At 67.9% G+C, this 19,148-nt stretch carries 19 protein-coding genes and 1 tRNA gene; 7 read left to right on the top strand and 13 right to left on the bottom strand.

What is annotated here, in order from left to right; genetic code table 11:
- Positions 1-206: 206 nt before the first annotated feature.
- The 5 genes from QXZ94_RS26790 to QXZ94_RS26810 all read right to left on the bottom strand — a co-directional run bounded on the left by QXZ94_RS26790 (position 207) and on the right by QXZ94_RS26810 (position 5,928).
- Positions 207-1,454, bottom strand: coding sequence for a tyrosine-type recombinase/integrase (locus tag QXZ94_RS26790; protein ID WP_315715838.1), 1,248 nt, complete (start codon positions 1,452-1,454; stop codon positions 207-209).
- A gap of 185 nt (positions 1,455-1,639) precedes the next feature.
- Positions 1,640-1,715, bottom strand: a tRNA-Thr gene (locus tag QXZ94_RS26795).
- Positions 1,716-1,872: 157 nt separating this feature from the next.
- Positions 1,873-3,822 (bottom strand): heme biosynthesis HemY N-terminal domain-containing protein, encoded by a 1,950-nt coding sequence (locus tag QXZ94_RS26800; RefSeq protein WP_315723449.1) that lies wholly within the window; start codon positions 3,820-3,822, stop codon positions 1,873-1,875.
- A gap of 7 nt (positions 3,823-3,829) precedes the next feature.
- Positions 3,830-5,149, bottom strand: a complete 1,320-nt coding sequence (locus QXZ94_RS26805; RefSeq protein ID WP_315723451.1) for a hypothetical protein — start codon at positions 5,147-5,149, stop codon at positions 3,830-3,832.
- Between the two features lie 50 nt (positions 5,150-5,199).
- Positions 5,200-5,928 (bottom strand): uroporphyrinogen-III synthase, encoded by a 729-nt coding sequence (locus tag QXZ94_RS26810; RefSeq protein ID WP_315723453.1) that lies wholly within the window; start codon positions 5,926-5,928, stop codon positions 5,200-5,202.
- Positions 5,929-6,068: 140 nt separating this feature from the next.
- Here QXZ94_RS26810 and tsaD point away from each other — a divergent pair, with 140 nt between their 5' ends.
- The 3 genes from tsaD to QXZ94_RS26825 all read left to right on the top strand — a co-directional run bounded on the left by tsaD (position 6,069) and on the right by QXZ94_RS26825 (position 8,797).
- The gene (gene tsaD, locus QXZ94_RS26815; RefSeq protein WP_315723455.1) at positions 6,069-7,136 is read left to right on the top strand and encodes a tRNA (adenosine(37)-N6)-threonylcarbamoyltransferase complex transferase subunit TsaD; all 1,068 of its coding nucleotides are present in this window, start codon (positions 6,069-6,071) and stop codon (positions 7,134-7,136) included.
- A gap of 127 nt (positions 7,137-7,263) precedes the next feature.
- Positions 7,264-8,244, top strand: coding sequence for an NAD(P)H-dependent glycerol-3-phosphate dehydrogenase (locus QXZ94_RS26820; protein WP_315723457.1), 981 nt, complete (start codon positions 7,264-7,266; stop codon positions 8,242-8,244).
- 139 nt (positions 8,245-8,383) lie between these two features.
- Entirely contained in the window at positions 8,384-8,797 is a 414-nt protein-coding gene (locus QXZ94_RS26825; protein WP_172112999.1) for an EVE domain-containing protein, read from the top strand.
- Between the two features lie 212 nt (positions 8,798-9,009).
- Here QXZ94_RS26825 and QXZ94_RS26830 read toward each other — a convergent pair whose 3' ends face one another.
- The 4 genes from QXZ94_RS26830 to QXZ94_RS26845 all read right to left on the bottom strand — a co-directional run bounded on the left by QXZ94_RS26830 (position 9,010) and on the right by QXZ94_RS26845 (position 12,953).
- Positions 9,010-10,512, bottom strand: a complete 1,503-nt coding sequence (locus tag QXZ94_RS26830) for an ammonium transporter (protein WP_315723460.1) — start codon at positions 10,510-10,512, stop codon at positions 9,010-9,012.
- 39 nt (positions 10,513-10,551) lie between these two features.
- Positions 10,552-10,890, bottom strand: a complete 339-nt coding sequence (locus QXZ94_RS26835; RefSeq protein ID WP_006611147.1) for a P-II family nitrogen regulator — start codon at positions 10,888-10,890, stop codon at positions 10,552-10,554.
- A 326-nt stretch (positions 10,891-11,216) separates the two neighbouring features.
- On the bottom strand, positions 11,217-12,527 hold the full coding sequence (locus tag QXZ94_RS26840; RefSeq protein ID WP_315723462.1) for an ammonium transporter: 1,311 nt from the start codon (positions 12,525-12,527) through the stop codon (positions 11,217-11,219).
- Positions 12,528-12,614: 87 nt separating this feature from the next.
- Positions 12,615-12,953: a P-II family nitrogen regulator gene (locus tag QXZ94_RS26845; protein ID WP_172112996.1), complete on the bottom strand. Its 339-nt coding sequence runs from the start codon at positions 12,951-12,953 to the stop codon at positions 12,615-12,617.
- 223 nt (positions 12,954-13,176) lie between these two features.
- Between QXZ94_RS26845 and QXZ94_RS26850 the strand changes: the two genes are divergently transcribed.
- On the top strand, positions 13,177-14,052 hold the full coding sequence (locus QXZ94_RS26850) for a DUF4339 domain-containing protein (protein WP_315723464.1): 876 nt from the start codon (positions 13,177-13,179) through the stop codon (positions 14,050-14,052).
- 5 nt (positions 14,053-14,057) lie between these two features.
- On the opposite strand, the gene tesB is transcribed toward QXZ94_RS26850, so the two are convergent.
- Complete coding sequence (tesB, locus tag QXZ94_RS26855) at positions 14,058-14,933, bottom strand: acyl-CoA thioesterase II (protein WP_172112994.1); 876 nt, start codon at positions 14,931-14,933, stop codon at positions 14,058-14,060.
- Positions 14,934-15,088: 155 nt separating this feature from the next.
- Here tesB and QXZ94_RS26860 point away from each other — a divergent pair, with 155 nt between their 5' ends.
- Entirely contained in the window at positions 15,089-16,309 is a 1,221-nt protein-coding gene (locus QXZ94_RS26860) for a ubiquinone biosynthesis hydroxylase (protein ID WP_315723466.1), read from the top strand.
- A gap of 3 nt (positions 16,310-16,312) precedes the next feature.
- Here the strand turns inward: QXZ94_RS26860 and QXZ94_RS26865 are convergent, their stop codons facing one another.
- The 3 genes from QXZ94_RS26865 to QXZ94_RS26875 are packed head-to-tail and all read right to left on the bottom strand — an operon-like array spanning position 16,313 to position 18,038.
- Positions 16,313-17,242 (bottom strand): alpha/beta hydrolase, encoded by a 930-nt coding sequence (locus QXZ94_RS26865; RefSeq protein ID WP_315723468.1) that lies wholly within the window; start codon positions 17,240-17,242, stop codon positions 16,313-16,315.
- Between the two features lie 2 nt (positions 17,243-17,244).
- Positions 17,245-17,442 carry a Trm112 family protein gene (locus QXZ94_RS26870; protein ID WP_172112991.1) on the bottom strand — a complete coding sequence of 66 codons (198 nt, stop codon included), beginning with the start codon at positions 17,440-17,442 and terminating at the stop codon, positions 17,245-17,247.
- Between the two features lie 53 nt (positions 17,443-17,495).
- Positions 17,496-18,038, bottom strand: coding sequence for a TetR/AcrR family transcriptional regulator (locus tag QXZ94_RS26875; protein WP_315723471.1), 543 nt, complete (start codon positions 18,036-18,038; stop codon positions 17,496-17,498).
- An 89-nt stretch (positions 18,039-18,127) separates the two neighbouring features.
- Between QXZ94_RS26875 and QXZ94_RS26880 the strand changes: the two genes are divergently transcribed.
- Together QXZ94_RS26880 and QXZ94_RS26885 are read left to right on the top strand one after the other, a co-directional pair.
- A complete protein-coding gene (locus QXZ94_RS26880; RefSeq protein ID WP_315723474.1) occupies positions 18,128-18,478 on the top strand; it encodes a hypothetical protein in 351 nt (116 codons plus the stop codon).
- Between the two features lie 320 nt (positions 18,479-18,798).
- The gene (locus QXZ94_RS26885; RefSeq protein ID WP_246739276.1) at positions 18,799-19,146 is read left to right on the top strand and encodes a cupredoxin domain-containing protein; all 348 of its coding nucleotides are present in this window, start codon (positions 18,799-18,801) and stop codon (positions 19,144-19,146) included.
- The last annotated feature ends 2 nt before the right edge of the window (positions 19,147-19,148 follow it).

The raw sequence follows: 19,148 nt of genomic DNA on the forward strand, positions 1-19,148 counted from the left end.
CAGAGGGGCTTCTCCACGCAGCCAACTCCGCGTTTTCTGATCCGTTCTTGGTGAAATGCCGGCGTCCCATTGTTCACCAAAAGGGCCGCCGCCATAAGCTCACTCGTGTCGTACCCCAATCGATGTGTACCCGGAGGTGCTGACCGGATTATCGGATAGCCTTCCTATCCCCGCACACGATCTTAACGTACTAGGCCCACCACTGCTCACGCTGACGCTTCCTTGAATTGCAATATGCGCGCACCCTGGCGCAGCGCATCGAGATAGTCGGCCCACCACGTCATCAGTTTCACACGCTCATCCCAATAGTCGCCGCGGGCGTAGGCCCGGCGCACAGCATTCGGCTCAACATGCGCCAGCGCAGCCTCGATGGCGTTGATGCTCCACTTTCCGCTTTCGTTGGCCAGGGTCGAAAAGGTCGAGCGGAAACCGTGAGCGACCATCTCGTCGTTCGAATAGCCGAGACGGCGCAGCGCCGCACACAGCGTGTTTTCGCTGATCGGCCGCGTCACCGAACGCAGGCCCGGGAAGACAAGCCCGGCCACGCCTCGCCCTGTGATCGGATGCAGATCCCGCAAAATGGCGGTAGCCTGCGCTGGAAGCGGGACGCGGTGAGGTCTGCGCATCTTCGTCCGCTCGGCGGGGATGTTCCACACGGCAGCGTCCAGATCAAACTCAGCCCATGTCGCGTGGCGCAGCTCGCCCGGCCGCGGCGCTAGCAGGGCGATCAGTTGCAGCGCGGCCTTCGTCGTTGGCTGGCCCTGAAAGCCGTCAATCGCCCGCAGCAAGCCGCCGAACGCGACAGGCTCGATAATCGCCGCCCGGTGCTTCGGTTTTGGAGCTGCGATTGCGCCGCGCAGCGCTTGGGTCGGGTCCGCATTGGCACGGGCGGTCGTGACAGCATATCGAAATACGGCACCAATGACCGCCCGCAGGCGCTTTGCCGTTTCGAGCTTGCCGGCCGCTTCCAGTGGTTGCAGCACCCGCAAGACTTCGCCAGCGGAGACGTCGCCGATCGGCAGCGGTCCCAGATCGGCCTTGGCCAGGCCGAGCAGCCATTCCAGCTTGCCAGCGGTCGCAGTCGCAACGCCCTCCCGCTTCTTCTTGGCAAGCAGCTCATCGGCCAGAACACTGAACGTGTTGGCCTGAGCCTCGGCGCGCGCCGCCTTCACCTGGCGCTTCCGGATGGCGGGATCGATGCCGTCCCGCAAGAGGCCCGCAGCTTCGTCCCTTAGCCTTCTGGCAGCTTCCAGTGGCACACCGGCCGGGGCCTTGCCGTATTCGCCAAGGGCGAGCTTCTTCTGCTTGCTGCCGAACCGATACGCGAAATTCCAGAGTTTGCCACCGCTTGGCGTAAGCCACAGTTGCAGGCCGCCCCCGTCCGAGAGCTTCACTAGCCGCCCACTAGCCTTGGCGTTCCTAACGGCAGCGTCCGTAAGTTTTCCACTCGCCATGCCACGCACCAACTGTTGGCCTTTTCAAAGCTACATCGCCCGAAAGGCCAACAAGGAGGCCAACAATTTCATCGGCTGTCAACGAACGAGAACAAACCGTGACGGCCACGAATGACCGAAAATGTTTTGTTTTCAGTACCTTGTCGGCGAGAAACGAACGAGGGAGGACGGCTGCGGAAGGGGGGTGGTGCCGCAAGAGGGACTCGAACCCCCGACCCCGTCATTACGAATGACGTGCTCTACCAGCTGAGCTATTGCGGCGAACCATAGCGGCGGTCGTCCGGCACGAGGCAGGACGGCGCGAACGCGCTCCTGATATCGGGCGAACGGGCGGTTGGCAAGGACCACGCGCGCCACCCGGGCCTGGAATCGAGCCGGTGTGACCGGAAAGGGCGGTCGGGAGTGCTCCCCGCCGGTGTCAGCTGCCGAACCGCGACCAGAACCCACGCCAGCCGCCGGCCTGGGCCTTGGGCGCGATCTGCTCGGCGAACTCGTCGCGCGGCTGGTCCTCGTCGTCGACGCCGGGATCGTCCGGCGGGCGCATGATCGGGACGATCGCCTGGATCGGCGTCTCCGGCGGCTTGGCCAGATCGCTGCGGTTGCGGAACAAGGGCGTCGGCGCGACGGCCGCGGTTTCCACCGGCTTGACCGGCTCGGCCGGCGTCTCGGCCTCCTCGGCGGGCTCTGCCTCAGCCTCGCTTTCGCTGGGCGCGGCGGCCTGCAGCGGCGGCGCCGGCTCGGCGCTCACGGGGGCGGGGGCCTGGGGGGCGGGGACCTGGGGGGCCTGGGCGGTCACCGCCTCCACAGGGCTGTCCTCAGCCTTTTCAACAGGGATATCCACCGGCTTGTCGACAGGCTTGTCCGCTGTCTCCTCGACCGCGTCCTCGGTGCTGGGCTCCGGTGCTGCGGCTTCGGCGGGGCGCGGCGGCTCGTTGTCCTGCAGCGTGGTCGGGACGATCACCACCGGCGCGGCGGCGGCGCCGCGCGGCGGCTCGACCAGGCCTTCCGGAATCGCCGGCCGGCTCGGCGGCGCCAGCACCGCCTCGGCGAATTCCGAGCTCTCGATGACGCTGTTGCGCTCCGACGGCAGGCTCGCCACCGGGGTCTGCCACTGGAACGCGTCGAGGCGGCCGGTGACCGGCGAGATCGGCCGCCACTGGTCGCTGACATAGCCGTCGGCGGTCCAGGCCGGGTCGTGGCGGGCGCGCACGGCGCGCAGGGTCCATTCGCGCGCCTTGCCGGCGTCGCCATGCTCGGTGCGCTCCAGCTCGGCCATCAGCATCGCCACGCGCTGGGTCGGATCGTCGGTGAACGGCGCCAGCGCGGTACGGGCGCGGCCGAACTCGGCGGCGTCGATCGCGGCGCGGGCCACCGCCAGCGCGCCCTCGACATGGTCCCGCGTGCGCGCGGCGAGGTTCTCGATCCGCGTCAGTCGCTGCACGGCCGAATCGCCGAGCCGGACATGGGCATAGGCGTCGGCGAGGTCGGGATGCGGGCAGGCGGCCCAGGCCGCCTCGATGATCTTCATCGCGCGCCGCACCTGATGCGCCTCGCTCTCGAACTTCGCGGCCAGCACCGCGGCCGGCACCAGGGTCGGCGCGAGCTTCACCGCCTCCATCGCGCTGGCGCGCGCGAGGTCGCGATTCTCGGTCTCGAGTGCCATGGCGCGCGCCGTCAGCAGCACGCCGCGCTGGCGGCGATAGGTCGGCTTGTCGATCATGCCGGCGGTGTAGTTGCCGTCGAGGATCGCCAGCGCGCCGTTCCAGTCGGCCTGGGCGCAGCGGAAGCCGAGCACGGCGTGCGAGGCCCAGCTGGCATTCGGCGCCAGCTTCAGCGCCTCGTCGGCGATCACCACCGCAGCCATCGCGTCGTCGGCGCGCTGCGCCTCGATGAACAGGCCGCGCAGGCCGAGCAGGCGGGTGTCGGGGCGCTCGGCCATGGCGCGGAACGCGCGCCTTGCGCCGTCGCGGTCGCCCTCGAGCTGCGCCGCCTGGGCGTGCAGCAGAAGCGTCAGCGGATCGTCGCCGGCGAGCCGCTTGGCGGTGTCGGCGTGCTGGCGCGCCGCGGTCGAATCGCCGTGGCCGATGGCCAGCAGTCCGTGGGTGATGGCGTGCCGGCCGCGCTGGTGGCGGCGGGCACGGTGGGCCTTGCGGATCCGGCTCGGCGCCCGCAGCAGCGCGCTGATCAGGTTCCACAGCAGCACGCAGGCGGCGATGGTGAGGCCGAGCGCCAGCACGAACACCGGCAGGGTCATCGCGATCCGCCAGGGACCCCAGTTCAAGACGACGTCGCCGGTCTGCTCGGCGACCCAGGCGGAGCCGGCAGCGGCGAGCCCGACCAGGAGAAGGAAAACAACGATCCGGAGCATGGGCGTCCTATTGCGCAGGTTTGGCGAGCGCGGTCATGGATTCGTCGGCGAATTTGCGGGCGGCTGAAAGGGCCGCGTCGCGGGCATCGGCGCGTGCGAGCCAGTCGTTGGCGGGAGCGCGCTGCTCCGCCGGAAGGCCCTTCAGCTCGCGCCGCGCCTCGGCGAAATCGTTGCGCAGCGCGGCCGCGGTGATCCGCGCCACCACGGCGCCACGGTCGGTGCCGGCGCCGTCGGTGCGCTCGACCTTGACCAGGCCCTGCGCGCCGGCCGACAGCTTGCTGAGGATCGAGGTCCCGGTGGTGCCTTCGGGCGCGGGCGGCGTCAACTTCGGCACGATGGTCAGGAGGTCGCGGCTGAGCGCGGCCGGGCTCGGCACGCCGCTCGCGGCAAACACCTCCAGCGGCTTCAGCGCCGCGGCGTCGGGCGCCAGCGATTTCGCCGTCGACAGCGCCGCCGCATAGGGATCGCCGTGGCGCACGGCGACGTCGAGCAGCGTGGCGGCGACGACGCGGCGCAGCGGCGCATCGTCGGCCGGCTTGGCGGCCTCGGCCGCGGCCGCCGCCTCGGTGAGCTTGCGGCTCTCCTGCGCCAGCGCCGCGCTCTGGCTCTTACTGGCGCGCTCCAGCGCGTCGATGCGGGCGGTCAGACCGGACAGATCGACCGGGGCCGGCGCGGGCGCCGCGCCGTCGCGCGGCTGGGCTCGGACATCGTTGAGCGCCGCCACCGTCTTGTCGGTCTGGCTGCGCAACGCGGCGACATCGCCGCGCACCGCCGCAATCGCCTTGTCGACCGCGTCGAGGCGTCCGGTGACGGCGGCATCCGGCTTGCCGATGCGCTGCTCCAACGTCGCGACGCGGGTGGTCAAATCGGTGACCGCAGCGTCCTGGCGAGACGCCTCCGATGGCGGCGCGACCTGCGGCCAGCCCAGCATCCAGCCGACGCCGATCACCAGCGCCGCGGCGGCGGCGCCGGAGAACGGCGCGATGATCCAGGGTGACACGGGGCGGGGCGGGGGCGGAGTCGTGCGCGGCGGCTCGGTCGCGGCCGCTGTCGCCTCCGGCGTCGCGTCGGCGGCCGACACCGGCTCCGAGTTCGGCTCTGGGTCCGACGCCGCATGCGGGTGCGTCTCGCTGGCGGCGTCGGACGAGCCTTCCGCGACCGCCTCGGCCGGAGCGGACCATGGCGATGCGGTCGGCCGCTCCGCTGCGCTCTCGGACGCGGCGGGACGCTCCTCGCGCGAGGTCGGCTCCAGGTCGATGGTCGGCGGCGGCCGTTTCGGCCGCCCGGTATCGGAGCCCGGTGCAGCGGTGTCGGTATCATCGACCATGGTGGAGGTTCCCTGGCTGAGGCAAGATTGGGCAGGCCGTCTTACGCCATTCACGATCGCAACGCACGAGCCAGCCCGTCCAGCATGTCGTTTTCATCCGGATGCGCCGCGATTGTGACCTGGGTCGCGCCGGCGTCGCGCAGCACGTCGGCGACATTGGCCGACATGCAGCAATGCGGCACCGCCAGCGCCGAGATTTCGACGCCATCGGCCCGGACCGCCGCGACGAACGCCGCGGCGCTGCGCCGCGAATAGTGCAGCACCGCGTCGATCGCATTCGCCGCGAACGCCTCGCAGACGCCGCGCGGCAGCGCCGTCACCGGCGCCATCCGATAGACCGTCTGCGTGGTGACGTCGAAGCCGCGCCCGGCGAGTTCGGCGGCAAGGTCGCGCGAAACGTCGGCACCGGCCAGATAGAGGAGCGTCGCCTTGGCCTCGATCGCAGCGCTGCTCGCGATGGTGTCGCGCAGCGCCGTCGCATCGCCCGAGGCCGAGATCACCCGGGTGAAGCCGGCATCGCGCGCGGCCGCTGCGGTCTGGTCGCCGACCGCGAACAGCGGCAGGTCGAGCAAGGCGGAACCGGAGAGCTGCGGCGCGGCCGCGCGCAGCGCATTCGACGAGGTGACGACGACGGCGGCGACGTCGTGGCCGACGTCCGCCGGCAGCGCCACGGGCTCGAAGCGCAGCATCGGCGCCAGCAGCACGTCGAAGCCGCGCGCGCGAAGCGCGGCAGCGGTCCGTTCATTGTCGGGGGCGGGACGGGTCACCAGCACGGCCATGTGCTATGCTCCCGTCGAATCCGGATAGGCCGGGCTGCAACGGACTGGTGATTGCACCTGGCGACCTCGTGGTGTTAGGCGGTTCTGCGCACTCATAATGACCAAAAGGGTTGAGATTGGGTAACGATACGACAACGCTCGTGCTCGGCATCGAAACCACCTGCGACGAGACCGCCGCGGCCGTGGTTGCGCGTGATTCGGACGGCAAGGGGACAATCCTCTCCAACGTCGTGCGTTCGCAGACCGATGAACACGCCCTCTATGGCGGCGTGGTTCCCGAGATCGCGGCGCGCGCCCATGTCGACATGCTCGATCACCTCATCGACGCGGCGATGCGCGAAGCCGGCATCGACTATGCCGCGCTCGGCGGCGTCGCCGCAGCCGCCGGTCCCGGCCTGATCGGCGGCGTCATCGTCGGGCTCACCACCGCAAAAGCCATTGCGCTGGTGCACGACACGCCGCTGATCGCGGTCAACCATCTCGAGGCGCACGCGCTGACGCCGCGTCTCACCGATGCAATCGACTTCCCCTATTGCCTGTTCCTGGCGTCGGGCGGTCATACCCAGATCGTTGCCGTCGCCGGCGTCGGCGATTACATCCGGCTCGGCACCACCGTCGACGACGCCATGGGCGAGGCGTTCGACAAGGTCGCCAAGATGCTGGGTCTGCCCTATCCCGGCGGACCCCAGGTCGAGCAGGCCGCGCGCAACGGCGACGCCGCGCGCTTCGCGTTTCCGCGCCCGATGCAGCGCCGCAGCGATGCCAATTTCTCGCTGTCCGGCCTGAAGACCGCCGTGCGCAACGAAATCGGCCGGATGGAGTCCGTCGGCGAGCAGGACACCGCCGATCTCTGCGCCAGCTTCCAGGCCGCGGTGCTGGAGTCGACCGCCGACCGTCTGCGCGTCGGCCTCGATCTGTTCAAGCAGCGCTTCGGCGCCCCGACCGCCCTGGTCGCCGCCGGCGGCGTCGCCGCCAACCAGGCGATTCGTGGCGCGCTCGACGACGTCGCGCAAGCTGCCGGCACCCGCCTGATCATGCCGCCGCCGGCCCTGTGCACCGACAACGGCGCGATGATCGCCTGGGCCGGACTGGAGCGCCTCGCGCTCGGCCTCGTCGACGGCATGGATGCCGCGCCCCGCGCGCGCTGGCTGCTGGATGCCAATGCCAGCGTGCCCGGCAAGTTCGCCAACACCCGCGCGGGGTTTTGAGACGTGCGCACATCGCCTCTCCACGCCTCGCCCGCAAGCGGGGCACGCGTCAACCTCGCCCCGCCTGCGGGGAGAGGTCGGATCGCATCGGGAGATGCGATCCGGGTGAGGGGATGAGCGTGGGGCGATGACTCGCTTCCAAACCCTCTCCATCATCGGTGCTGGCGCGTGGGGCACCGCGCTTGCCGCCGTTGCCGCGCGCGCGGGCCGTGACGTCACGCTCTACGCCCGCGATGCCGACCACGCCGCGCGCATCGCCGCTGCGCGTGAGAATCCGCGCCTGCCCGGCATTCCGCTGGCCGCGGGCATCGCCATCACCGCCGACCTCGCGCGCGCCGCGCGCGCCGATGCCGTCCTCATCGTCGTCCCTGCGCAGCACCTGCGCGGCGCCGTCATGCATCTCGCGCCACTGCTCCGTCCGCGCACGCCGCTGATCGCCTGCGCCAAGGGCATCGAGCACGGCACCCACAAGTTCATGACCGAAATTATCGCGGAGGCCGCGCCGAGCGCGATCCCCGCCATCCTGTCAGGCCCGAGCTTCGCCGACGACGTCGCGCGCGGCCTGCCGACCGCGGTGACGCTCGCCGCGCCTGACGAGGTGCAGGCGGCCGATCTCGTGCAGGCGCTGGGCTCGCCGACCTTCCGGCCCTATCACTCGACCGATGTGCGCGGCGTCGAGATCGGCGGCGCCGCCAAGAACGTGCTGGCGATCGCCGCCGGCATCGTCTCGGGGCGCAATCTCGGCGCCTCCGCGCTGGCGGCGCTGACCACGCGCGGCTTTGCCGAGCTGGTCCGGCTCGGCCGCGCCTATGGCGCGCGCAGCGAGACGCTGACCGGCCTGTCCGGCCTCGGCGATCTCATCCTCACCTGCGCCGGCCCGCAATCGCGCAATTTCGCCGCCGGTCTCGCGCTCGGCCGCGGCGCGCCGCTGCCCGCCGGCAAGCTGGCGGAGGGTCAGTACACCGCACCGGTGCTGGTCGAGCTCGCGGCCTCGCGCGGGGTGGAGATGCCGGTCGCGCAGGCCGTCGCCGCGATCCTGTCGGGCGCGGTCACGATCGACGCTGCGATCGAAGGACTGATGATGCGGCCGTTCAAGGCCGAGCAGTGAGCCGGATCGCTGGGCAAAAGCGCGATCCCCTTGCTCTAAACTGTTGACCCGGCGATGGCCGTCTTCTTTGATCCGCCCGCCGATCCATGCTGCAATCCGCGTGAGACCGGCGCTGCCGTGATCTGAGGACGATGAGCATATGAGCTACTGGCTGGTGAAATCCGAACCCTCGGTGTGGTCCTGGGACCAGCAGGTGGAGAAGGGCGCGAAGGGCGAGGCCTGGACCGGCGTGCGCAACTACACGGCGCGGCAGAATTTGGTGGCGATGAAGAAGGGCGAGCTCGCCTTCTACTACCATTCCAACGAGGGCAAGGAAATCGTCGGCATCGCCGAGATCATCAAGGAAGCCTATCCCGATCCGACCGACAAGACCGGCAAATTCGTCTGCGTCGACATCAAGGCGCACAAGGCCTTCAAGACTCCGGTCACGCTGGCCGCGATCAAGGCAGATCCGAAGCTGTCGGAGATGGCGCTCGTCAAACAGTCACGTTTGTCAGTGCAGCCGGTGACGTCGGAGGAATGGAAGCACATCTGCAAGCTGGGCGGAGTGTAGGGGACGACTGCGCTGTCCTAGCGTCAGTGACTCCCAATGCGAGCCTGGCGCGCGACACCGATTGTTGCGCGCCAGTGCGGCTCCCAGCGACCTCCAAAAAAAGAAAGGGGCCCCAGCTTGCGCTGGAGCCCCTCAACGGTCAGGGCATTGCCGGGTATTTGCCCGAACCGAAGTTGCGGACTTGGCCCGGTGGGGCCAAGTCCCGGGAGAACTCAGTAGTTGTAGGCGCGCTCGCCGTGGTCGGTGATGTCCAGGCCCTCGCGCTCCTGCTCGACGGTCGGGCGCAGGCCGATGATCACGTCGACGACCTTGTAGAGGATCGCCGAACCGATACCCGACCACAGCAGCGTGGCGACGACAGCCTTGATCTGCGCCAGCATCTGCGTGGCGAAGTCGTAGGTGCCGGCGTTGTTGCCGGTGATGTTGGTGTAGTCGGTGATGCCGACGCCACCCAGAGCCGGGTTGACCAGGATGCCGGTGGCCAGAGCGCCGATGATGCCGCCGATGCAGTGCACGCCGAACACGTCGAGTGCGTCGTCATAGCCGAGCGCGTTCTTCACGGTCGAGACGAAGAACAGGCAGACCGGAGAGACGATCAGGCCGAGCACCAGCGCACCGATCGGACCGGCATAACCGGAGGCCGGGGTGACGGCGACGAGACCGGCGACGGCGCCCGAGCAGATGCCGAGCAGCGACGGCTTGCCCTTGACCGCCCATTCGCACAGAAGCCAGGACAGCGCCGCACCGGCGGTCGCAACCATGGTGTTGACGAAGGCCAGCGCGGTGACGCCGTTCGATTCCAGGTTGGAGCCGGCATTGAAGCCGAACCAGCCGACCCACAGCAGGGCGGCGCCGATCATGGTCATGGTCAGCGAGTGCGGAGCCATCAGCTCCTTGCCGTAGCCGGTGCGCTTGCCGATCAGGACGGCGCCGACGAGGCCCGCGATGCCAGCGTTGATGTGCACCACGGTGCCGCCAGCGAAGTCGAGAGCGCCCGCCTGGAACAGCCAGCCGGCGTTGCTGGTGACTTCGTCGAGCTTGGCCTGGGCGGCAGTCTTGGCAGCTGCGTCGGTGGCGGCAGCGAGAGCCTTGGCCGCGGCAGCAACGTCATCCGGCGCGGGCACGTACCAGACCCAATGCGCGATCGGGAAGTAGATGAAGGTCACCCACAGCAGCACGAACAGCATCACTGCCGAGAACTTGATGCGCTCGGCGAAGGCGCCGACGATCAGGGCCGGGGTGATCATCGCGAACGTCATCTGGAACACGAAGTAGGCGAGCTCCGGAATCACCACGCCGTTCGAGAAGGTCGCGGCGGTGGAGTTGGCATCGACCCCGTGCAGGAAGGCCTTGGCGAAGCCGCCGACATATTTGGTCATGCTGCCGCCGTCGGTGAAGGCGAGCGAGTAGCCGTAGAGCGTCCAGACCACGCCGACCATGGCGACGATCGCGAACACCTGGGTCAGGACGGAGGCCATGTTCTTGGTGCGGACGAGGCCGCCGTAGAACAGCGCGAGGCCGGGGACGGACATCATCAGGACGAGGGCGCTGGAGATCAGCATCCAGGCGACGTCGCCCTTGTTGGGAACGGGGGCGGCTGCGGCAGCGGCGGCCGGCGCGTCTTCAGCGAACGCCACATCGGCGAGGCCTGCGACGCAGAGCCCTGCGACTGCGAGCGTAACCCATCCCGCGCTGGTTGGACGTTTGAACGTCATTTTCTTCTACTCCGTAAGTGTTCTGGTTTGAGCGCGAAATCAGAGAGCCGCAGCGTCCGCTTCGCCGGTGCGGATGCGCACGGCGTGGTCGAGGCTGATGACGAAGATCTTGCCGTCGCCGATCTGGCCGGTCTTGGCGGCCGAAGAGATCGCATCGATGGTCTTGTCGACCTGGTCCGACGGAATCGCGACCTCGATCTTGATCTTGGGCAGGAAGCTCACCGCATATTCGGCCCCGCGGTAGATTTCCGTATGGCCCTTCTGGCGGCCGTATCCCTTCACTTCGGTCACCGTGAGACCATGAACGCCGATGGCGGTCAGGGCGTCCCGGACTTCTTCGAGCTTGAATGGCTTAATGATCGCCATAACAATTTTCATGGGTCCTATCCCCGCTTGGGCCCGGCACGGACGTCACCGAGCGCTTCTTGTCGACTGAGGTTCACCACGCGAGCTTCACGACGCGGGCACAGCCGGGGGGCTAGAATCAAATGCCGTGCCAGACGGCTGGTCAGGGCTAACGAGCCGTGAATCCTGACCTTTTCAGCGTTGAGGGGGGTGGGATGGACCTGTGCCATTCCGTCGCGCCCAATCAATGGGCAGACATGCGCAATAAATGCGCATGTCAGGCTCAGGACACAAAGCTGCTCACTGAGCGGGCAGAATCCACAGACTCAGGACTGATCAATTGGCGCCGAATCCTGCAATTATTGCAGCGCCTCGCCATGCTGGGAGATGTCGAGCCCCTCCAGCTCGTGCTCGCGCGACACCCGCAACGGCACGAAGGCGCTGACCAGCTTCAGCAGTCCCCAGGTCACCCCGCCGGACCACACCAGGGTCACGGCGACACCATAGAGCTGGGCCGCGAGCTGCTTCGGGTTGCCCTCGATCAGCCCGGCGGTGCCGCCGATCGCCGCGGTGGCGAACACGCCGGCCAGCACGGTCCCGGTCAGGCCGCCGATGCCGTGGACGCCGAACACGTCGAGCGAATCGTCATAGTTGAAGCGGTGCTTCAGCGAAGTGCAGGCCCAGTAGCAGATGATGCCGGCCAGCGCGCCGATCACCAGGCCATGCCAGGGCGCGACGAAGCCGGAGGCCGGGGTGATGGTGCCGAGGCCGGCGACCGCGCCGGAGATCATGCCGAGCACCGACGGCTTGCGGCGGGTCGACCATTCCAGCGCGCCCCAGGTCACCGCGCCGGCACAGGCCGCCAGGTGCGTGGTGAGGATGGCCATCACGGCATGCGCGTTGGCACCCAGCGCCGAGCCGCCATTGAAGCCGAACCAGCCGACCCAGAGCAGGCCGGTGCCGACCACGGCGAGCGACAGGTCGAATGGCGACAGGTTCTCGCTGCCGTAGCCCTGCCGCCGTCCCATCACCAGCGCGGCGACCAGGCCGGCAGTGCCGGCGGAGAGATGCACCACGAGGCCGCCGGCGAAGTCGACGGTGCCGGCCTGGGCGAGGAAGCCGCCGCCCCAGATCCAATGCGCCAGCGGGACGTAGACGAAGACGAACCAGGCGACGCTGAACAGCAGGTAGGCCGAGAAGCGCATGCGGTCGGCCACCGAGCCCGCCACCAGCGCCACCGTGATGATCGCGAATGTCATCTGGTAGAGCATGAACAGCGCTTCCGGGATGGTCTTGGCGCCGGGATGAACGCTGTCCATGCCCATGCCGGCCAGGAAGGCGCGGTCGAGCGTGCCGATCCAGTTGCCGTCGCCGACGAAGGCCAGCGAATAGCCGAACGCGACCCACAGGATCGAGATCAGCATCACGGCCGCGAGGCTCTGCGCCATCGTCGCGAGCACGTTCTTCTTGCGGACCATGCCCGAGTAGAACAACGCCAGCCCCGGGATCGTCATCATCAGCACCAGCGCGGTGGCGACGATCATCCAGGCGGTATCGGCCGGCTCGATCGTGGACGGCGCTGCCGCCCGGACGGGTGTGGTGAAGATCGCAACGCCTGCTGCAGCCAAAGCTGCAGTCGCGCGCAGGCAACGAGACGCGCAGGCCCCCATGACAGTCCCCCCCCGGCATGTCAGATCAGATTGAAAGTTTCTCGTTCCGCCGCGCCGTTGCGGCGGGCGTGCAGCCGTTGCGGCTGCCTACAGCGCGTCGGTGTCGGTCTCGCCGGTGCGGATGCGGCGGGCGTGGTCGATCGGCGTGACGAAGATCTTGCCGTCGCCGATCTGTCCGGTGCGCGCATGCGTGGTGATGACTTCGACCGCCTTCTCGGCGATATCCGAGTTGACCGCGATCTCGATGCGCAGCTTGGGCAGGAAGTTCACGATGTATTCGGCGCCCCGGTAGATCTCGGTGTGGCCCTTCTGGCGGCCGTAACCCTTGACCTCGGTCACGGTCATGCCGTGGACGCCGATCGCTGTGAGGGCCTGACGCACCTCGTCGAGCTTGAAGGGTTTGATGATCGCGACGACGAGCTTCATGGTCGGGCCTTGGTTTCCTCGGGTCTTGGATAGCCTGTTTTTGGAGCAGGCTTCTTTTGGAGCAGGCTTCGGACGGCCAATGTGGCCTGTTCCTAGGCAAATGGCACAAATTCAGCGCAGCGTTAAGTGAAAACGTCAGGAGTGACCGATATCACTGAACGAAAGTCGACATCGCCCGACAGATTGAAGACGTTTTCCTGCGGCCTCCATTCAAGGACCACCCATGTCGAATCGTTCCTGGTATTACGCAGAGCAAGGTCAGCAACAGGGTCCCATTTCGGAAGACGAGTTGCGCGACCTGATTGCCCGGAGCGTCGTGACTGCGGAAACGTTGCTGTGGAGCGACGGCATGGCCGGCTGGGAGAAGGCCGGACGCATTCCCGGGCTGATGTCGGGTGGGCCGAGCATCGCGCCCGGTGGTCCGCCGGCCTTCGACCGCGGCGCCCCCGCCCCGGCGGGCGCGGTCTCGATCAAGCTCGGCACGTGGTCCTATCTGGGCTGGACGCTGCTGTACGTGATCGGCCAGTTCCTGATCGTGATCACGCCCTGGACCGCGGTCTATCTCTACCGCTATGTGGTGGAGCGGATCAGCGTGCCCGGCCGGCCGAACCTGTCCTTCATCGGGCAGCCGCTGGAAATCTGGTACGTTTTCGTCGGCATGGGCGTGCTGACCTATGTCGGCATGAGCGATCAGCCGATCATCAAGCTCGCCGCCGTCATTGCCCAGGCGTTCCTCGGCTGGATGGTGATGCGCTGGGTGCTGAGCCGGATCGCATCCAATGGCGAGCCGCTGCCGATCCATTTCGAAGGCAGCCCCGTCGTCTATTTCGCCTGGTATCTGGCGCTGATCGTGTCGGTCGTGACCATCGTCGGCTGGGCCTGGGTTGCGGCTGCCTGGATGCGCTGGATCTGCCGCAACATCCAGGGCACGCGGCGCGAGGTGGTGTTCAACGGCACCGGCCTGCAGGTGCTGTGGCGCACCCTGGTGTTCGTGCTCGGCTCGTCGGTGATCATCCCGATCCCGTGGCTGCTGCGCTGGTACAGCGCCTGGTACATCTCCCAGTTCGCGCTGGTGCCGCGGACCACGCAGCCGATGTAGGTCGGCTACGCCCGCCGCTCGCGAATCGATCCCTCCTGCGCGACGGAGGCGACCAGCGTGCCGTCGGGCTTGAAGATCGAGCCGCGGGTCAGCCCGCGGCCGCCCTGCGCGCTCGGCGAATCCTGCGCATAAAGCAGCCATTCGTCGGCGCGGAACGGCCGGTGAAACCACATCGCGTGATCCAGCGAGGCCGGCATCATGCGCTTGTCGAACAGAGTGCGGCCATAGCGTGCCATGACCGCGTCGAGCAGCGAAAAGTCCGAGGCATAGGCCAGCGCGCACATGTGCAGCGCCGGATCGTCGGGCAGCGTGGCCGCCGTCTTGATCCAGACGTGAATGCGACCGTCGTCGATCTTCTGGCCGAAATAGCGGCTGAGCTCGACCGGGCGCAATTCGATGGGCCGGTCGGATTCGTAATAGCGCCGGATGAAGTCCGGCATCCGCTGGAAGACCTCCTGGAACATCGGCTGCTTGGAGATCTCCTCCGCCGTCAGCTTCTCCGGCGGCGGCACGTCCGGCATCTTGTCCTGGTGGTTGAACGCGCTCTCTTCGTCGCTGTGGAACGACACCATGATCGAGAAGATCGCGTTGCCGTGCTGGATCGCGGTGACGCGGCGCGTCGCATAGCTCTTGCCGTCCCGCAGCCGCTCGACCTGGTAGATGATCGGTACCTGCGGGTCGCCGGGCAGGATGAAGTAGCAATGCAGCGAATGCGGCAGCCGGCCCTCGACGGTGCGGCACGCCGCCATCATCGCCTGGCCGATCACCTGGCCGCCGAACACGCGCTGCCAGCTGGTCTTCGGGCTGTTGCCGCGGAACAGGTTCACCTCGATCGGCTCGAGGTCGAGGATCGAGATCAGGTCGATCAGTCCCTTGGACATGGCGTCGTGCTTTCGCTGGCTCGGGCGGCCGCACCTGCCCCATCGAGGCTGGATCAGGCATCCGGAATTGACGGCCTCGGGTGGCAGCCCTTGGTTCACGCCCCTGTTTCGCCTAGCTATACTCCACCCGCAAGAGTAACCGTGAGCAGGGCGGCATGACGACACAGCGAAGCATTGTCATTTGTGGCGGGGCCTTTGCGGGCCTGGCGCTGGCCCTCGCGCTGCGACAGGGGCTCGGGCCCGAGGTGCCGGTCATCGTCGCCGATCCGGCGCTCGCCAACCGGCCGAGCCGCGATCCGCGCGCCAGCGCCATCGTCGCGGCCTGCCGGAAGCTGTTCGACGCGATCGGGGTGTGGGTCGACGTGGCGCCGGAAGCGCAGCCGATCCTCGACATGGTGATCACCGATTCCAGGCTGGAGGATGCGACCCGTCCGGCCTTTCTGACGTTCGCAGGCCAGGTCGAGGCCGGCGAGCCGTTCGCGCACATGGTCGAGAACCGGCTGCTGATCGATGCATTGGTGAAGCATGCCGAGGCCGCGGGCGTCGAGCTCAAGGCAATGCCGGTGACCGGCTTTGCGACCCGCTCCAACGGTGTTGCGGTGACGCTGGGGGACGGTAGCCAGCTCGAGGCCAGCCTGCTGGTGGCGGCCGACGGCGCGCGCTCCAAGCTGCGCGAGCGTGCCGGGATTCAGACTCATGGCTGGGATTACGACCAGTCCGGCATCGTCGTGACCGTCGGTCACGAGCGCGACCATGGCGGCCGCGCCGAGGAGCATTTCCTGCCGCCGGGGCCGTTCGCGATCCTGCCGCTGACTGGCAAACGCTCGTCGCTGGTGTGGACCGAGCGGCGCAGGGAGGCGCAGCGCCTGGTCGGGCTGAGCGCAGACGAATTCCACGCCGAGCTGGAGAAGCGCGCCGGCCTGCATCTCGGCGAGCTCAAGGTGCTCGACCAGCCCAAGGCGTTTCCGCTGTCCTATTTCGTCGCCCGCTCGTTCATCGCGCCGCGGCTGGCGCTGGTCGGCGACGCCGCGCATGTGATCCATCCGATCGCGGGCCAGGGGCTCAACATGGGGCTGAAGGATGTCGCGGCGCTGGCCGAGGTGGTGGTCGATGCGGCGCGGATGGGGATCGATCCCGGGCAGGTCGACGTGCTCGAAAGCTACCAGCGCTGGCGACGATTCGACACGATGGCGATGGGCCTCGCCACCAACTCGCTGAACTTCCTGTTCTCCAACAAATCGACCTTGCTGCGCACGGTGCGCGACATCGGGCTCGGCATCGTCGATCGCGCGCCGCCGCTGAAGGAGTTGTTCATCAAGCAGGCCGCAGGCCTCACCGGCGAGATGCCGCGGCTGTTGAAGGGCGAGGCGTTGTAAGACCTAGCGCGGGCCGGCGGCCGCGATGAAGCCGGCGACGGCTTCGACCAGGTCGGGATCGAGCGGGCGGTCCGGGTCGTTGTAGGAGGCGAGGTTCTCGTCCTCATTGGCGACGTCGACCAGCACGTGGTTCATCTCTGGCAGCCATAGCGTCTTGGCGGCCGGGGCCGCAGCGGCGAGCGCGACCATGTCGAGGCGGGCGACTTGGTGGTCGCGGGCGCCGCCGACGATCAGGATCGGGATCGTGATCTGCTTCAGCGGATCGATCGGGTCCTCGGCAAACGCAGAGCCGATGCCGGGCTGCATGCTGGGCGCGATCGGCAGCTCGGGCGGGGTGGGATCGACGATCTGCCCGGCCATGATGGCCTCGATCGCCTTGGCGACCGGCTCCATCTTGGCTGCCGGCAACTTCCGCTCGAGCTGCGCCTTGAGCAGGTCGCCCTGCCGCCGCGCCGCCGCCGCCAGCAGGACGAGGCGGTCGACCGGGGTGCGGCGGGCGGTGAGGATGGCGACCAGGCCGCCCTCGCTGTGGCCGACCAGCACGATGCGGGCGAACTTGCCGCGCAGGAAGTCGACGAGGGCGGCGGCGTCGCCGACATAGTCCTTGAAGCGGAAGTCCTCCGGCCGGCCGAACTCCGCCTTCCAGCCGCGCGCGCCCCGTTTGTCATAGCGCAGGCTGGCAATGCCGCGGGCAGCCAGCTGCTCGGCGAGCTTCTTCAAGGTCGCGGGCTTCAACTGCGGCCCATTGCCATCCCGGTCCGTCGACCCGGACCCGGCGATCAGCAGCGCCGCCGGCGGCCGTTCGACCCCTGCCGGGGTCGTCAGCACCGCGTCGAGCGCGCCGACGCGGATCGCGCTCTCCTCCGCCCGGGCCAGCGAGGGAAGCAGAGCCAAGGCCAGCATAAGCGCACAGCGGATCGCGGCGGAACGCATCGTCAGTCGATCTTCCGCGCTTCCTCGGGCAGCATGATCGGAATGCCGTCGCGGATCGGATAAGCGAGCTTCGCCGACCGCGAGACCAGCTCCTGCTTCGCCGAATCATACTCCAGCGGCCCCTTGGTCATCGGGCACACCAGGATTTCGAGCAGCTTGGGATCGACCGAATTGGCGGGGCGTTCGAGCGGGGCGTTCATGGCAAGGATCTCCGGCGGGCGTCTCTCTAGCACATCAGCGGCGCCGTCGTCACTCAAGGCGCGTGCAGGGCGATCCGGATCAACTCGGCGATCACGGCCTGCTGCTGCGCCGACGGCAACTGACGGTCCGACAGCGCGTTGCCGAGAAAGGCCCAGTACAGCACTTGCGACCGCGCCTGCGCGACGGGTTGGGGCAGGCCGTTGGCGGTGAGGAGGCTCTCGACATAGTTGAGCCGCCGCCTGTCGATCGCCTGCACGGCGTGGCGCGCAATCGGATCGGCGGCGGCCCAGCTGCGCACCGCCCGCTCCAACGTCAGCCTGATCGAGAAGGTGCGACGAAGCAGAACGGCGATGGCCGGTTCATCACCCGCGCTCGCCTCGATGCCGGTGATGATCTGCTCGGCGGCGATCTCACGCCAATGCTTGAGCAACGCGGCATGAAACGCCGAGACGTCGGCGAAGTGCCAATAGAAGCTCCCGCGCGACACGCCCATGGCCTTGGCCATCGGCTCGGCCTTGAGCGCGGTGAAGCCGCGGCTGGCCAGCACCTTGAGACCCTGGTCCAGCCAGTCCTTCGTCGAGAGCTGCTCGTTCATGTCGCCACCATTTTCGGCACCATACACAAGTGTATTGACGATCGCCAGCGCAAGGCGCATGCTCCATACACAACTGTATGGAGTCGATCATGCGTGACATGCTGCTGCAATGCGCCGGAGCCGGCGCGATCATCGTGGCCGTGATCCACGGCATCCTCGGCGAGACCGTCGTGTTCGCGCGCGCCACCATCTCGCCGGGGCGGCTGCGCATTCTGCTGCGACTGGTCTGGCAGGCCGGCACGGTGGCGTGGATCGGCTGCGGCGGGCTCCTGATCGCGGCGCCCTGGATGGGCTCCGAACCGGCCCGGCATTGGACCGTCGCCACGGCTGTCGTGGTGTTCGGCTTTGCAGCAGGCGCGAATGCGCTGGCAACGCGTGCGCGCCATGTCGGCTGGGTCATGCTCGCCGGCGTCGTCGTTCTCGCCGCCGCAGGCTATTGAGGCGCGCCTCATCTTTGCTGCAGGCCTGCTGCGCGACGGCAATCATTTCGCCGCGTTTTGCCCACGGACAGCGATGCGCGGCGACGATATGGCATGCAGGGGAAGTTCGTAACCAAACGATGCCGCTCGGCCTCCGGCGGCCCGGTGCTCGCCACTGCCGCGACACATTCGCAAAGAATGGTTCCAGCTTAGAAGGAGTCTCTTTGCAGACCTGGCGGCGGGCCGATTAGCTGTTCGTCGTCGCGAACGGGTACCGCGCCATCGATGCGGCCGCGGGCCAGTTCTCCGATTTGCTTGTCTTGATACGAGAGGACTGATCGATGTTGGTCGACGTGGTGCGGAAGTTGATCGTTGTGGGCGGAAGCGTCGGGATGCTGCTGCTGTCGACGGAGGCGCAGGCTGGCGGACCGAACGAGATCTGCCTGACCTATGCGAACGGGCAGTTCGAGCCGAACGAGCCGACGGTGCCGGCCGATGCGCCGCTCACCATTCGCGTCAAGAACATGGACGCCAAGGCGATGGAGTTCGAGAGCGAGACGCTCAAGATCGAGAAGGTGGTCGCCGCCAACAGCGAGGCGGTGCTCAACGTCCGCGCGGTGAAGTCGGGACGCTACGAGTTCCACAACGACTTCAACGAAAAGGCGCGCGGCTTCATCAACGTTCAATAGGA

It is taken from the genome of Bradyrhizobium sp. SZCCHNS2022, assembly GCF_032377575.1.
GTDB classification, from domain to species: Bacteria; Pseudomonadota; Alphaproteobacteria; order Rhizobiales; family Xanthobacteraceae; genus Bradyrhizobium; species Bradyrhizobium aeschynomenes.

Coding starts and splice junctions, on each gene's coding strand:
- QXZ94_RS26845 (WP_172112996.1), bottom strand. CDS start 12,953: ATGAAGCTCGTCGTCGCGATCATCAAACCCTTCAAGCTCGACGAGGTG.
- QXZ94_RS26850 (WP_315723464.1), top strand. CDS start 13,177: ATGTCGAATCGTTCCTGGTATTACGCAGAGCAAGGTCAGCAACAGGGT.
- QXZ94_RS26825 (WP_172112999.1), top strand. CDS start 8,384: ATGAGCTACTGGCTGGTGAAATCCGAACCCTCGGTGTGGTCCTGGGAC.
- QXZ94_RS26860 (WP_315723466.1), top strand. CDS start 15,089: ATGACGACACAGCGAAGCATTGTCATTTGTGGCGGGGCCTTTGCGGGC.
- QXZ94_RS26805 (WP_315723451.1), bottom strand. CDS start 5,149: ATGGTCGATGATACCGACACCGCTGCACCGGGCTCCGATACCGGGCGG.
- QXZ94_RS26790 (WP_315715838.1), bottom strand. CDS start 1,454: ATGGCGAGTGGAAAACTTACGGACGCTGCCGTTAGGAACGCCAAGGCT.
- QXZ94_RS26835 (WP_006611147.1), bottom strand. CDS start 10,890: ATGAAAATTGTTATGGCGATCATTAAGCCATTCAAGCTCGAAGAAGTC.
- QXZ94_RS26840 (WP_315723462.1), bottom strand. CDS start 12,527: ATGGGGGCCTGCGCGTCTCGTTGCCTGCGCGCGACTGCAGCTTTGGCT.
- QXZ94_RS26810 (WP_315723453.1), bottom strand. CDS start 5,928: ATGGCCGTGCTGGTGACCCGTCCCGCCCCCGACAATGAACGGACCGCT.
- QXZ94_RS26885 (WP_246739276.1), top strand. CDS start 18,799: ATGTTGGTCGACGTGGTGCGGAAGTTGATCGTTGTGGGCGGAAGCGTC.
- QXZ94_RS26865 (WP_315723468.1), bottom strand. CDS start 17,242: ATGCGTTCCGCCGCGATCCGCTGTGCGCTTATGCTGGCCTTGGCTCTG.
- QXZ94_RS26875 (WP_315723471.1), bottom strand. CDS start 18,038: ATGAACGAGCAGCTCTCGACGAAGGACTGGCTGGACCAGGGTCTCAAG.
- QXZ94_RS26880 (WP_315723474.1), top strand. CDS start 18,128: ATGCGTGACATGCTGCTGCAATGCGCCGGAGCCGGCGCGATCATCGTG.
- QXZ94_RS26820 (WP_315723457.1), top strand. CDS start 7,264: ATGACTCGCTTCCAAACCCTCTCCATCATCGGTGCTGGCGCGTGGGGC.
- QXZ94_RS26800 (WP_315723449.1), bottom strand. CDS start 3,822: ATGCTCCGGATCGTTGTTTTCCTTCTCCTGGTCGGGCTCGCCGCTGCC.
- tesB (WP_172112994.1), bottom strand. CDS start 14,933: ATGTCCAAGGGACTGATCGACCTGATCTCGATCCTCGACCTCGAGCCG.
- QXZ94_RS26830 (WP_315723460.1), bottom strand. CDS start 10,512: ATGACGTTCAAACGTCCAACCAGCGCGGGATGGGTTACGCTCGCAGTC.
- QXZ94_RS26870 (WP_172112991.1), bottom strand. CDS start 17,442: ATGAACGCCCCGCTCGAACGCCCCGCCAATTCGGTCGATCCCAAGCTG.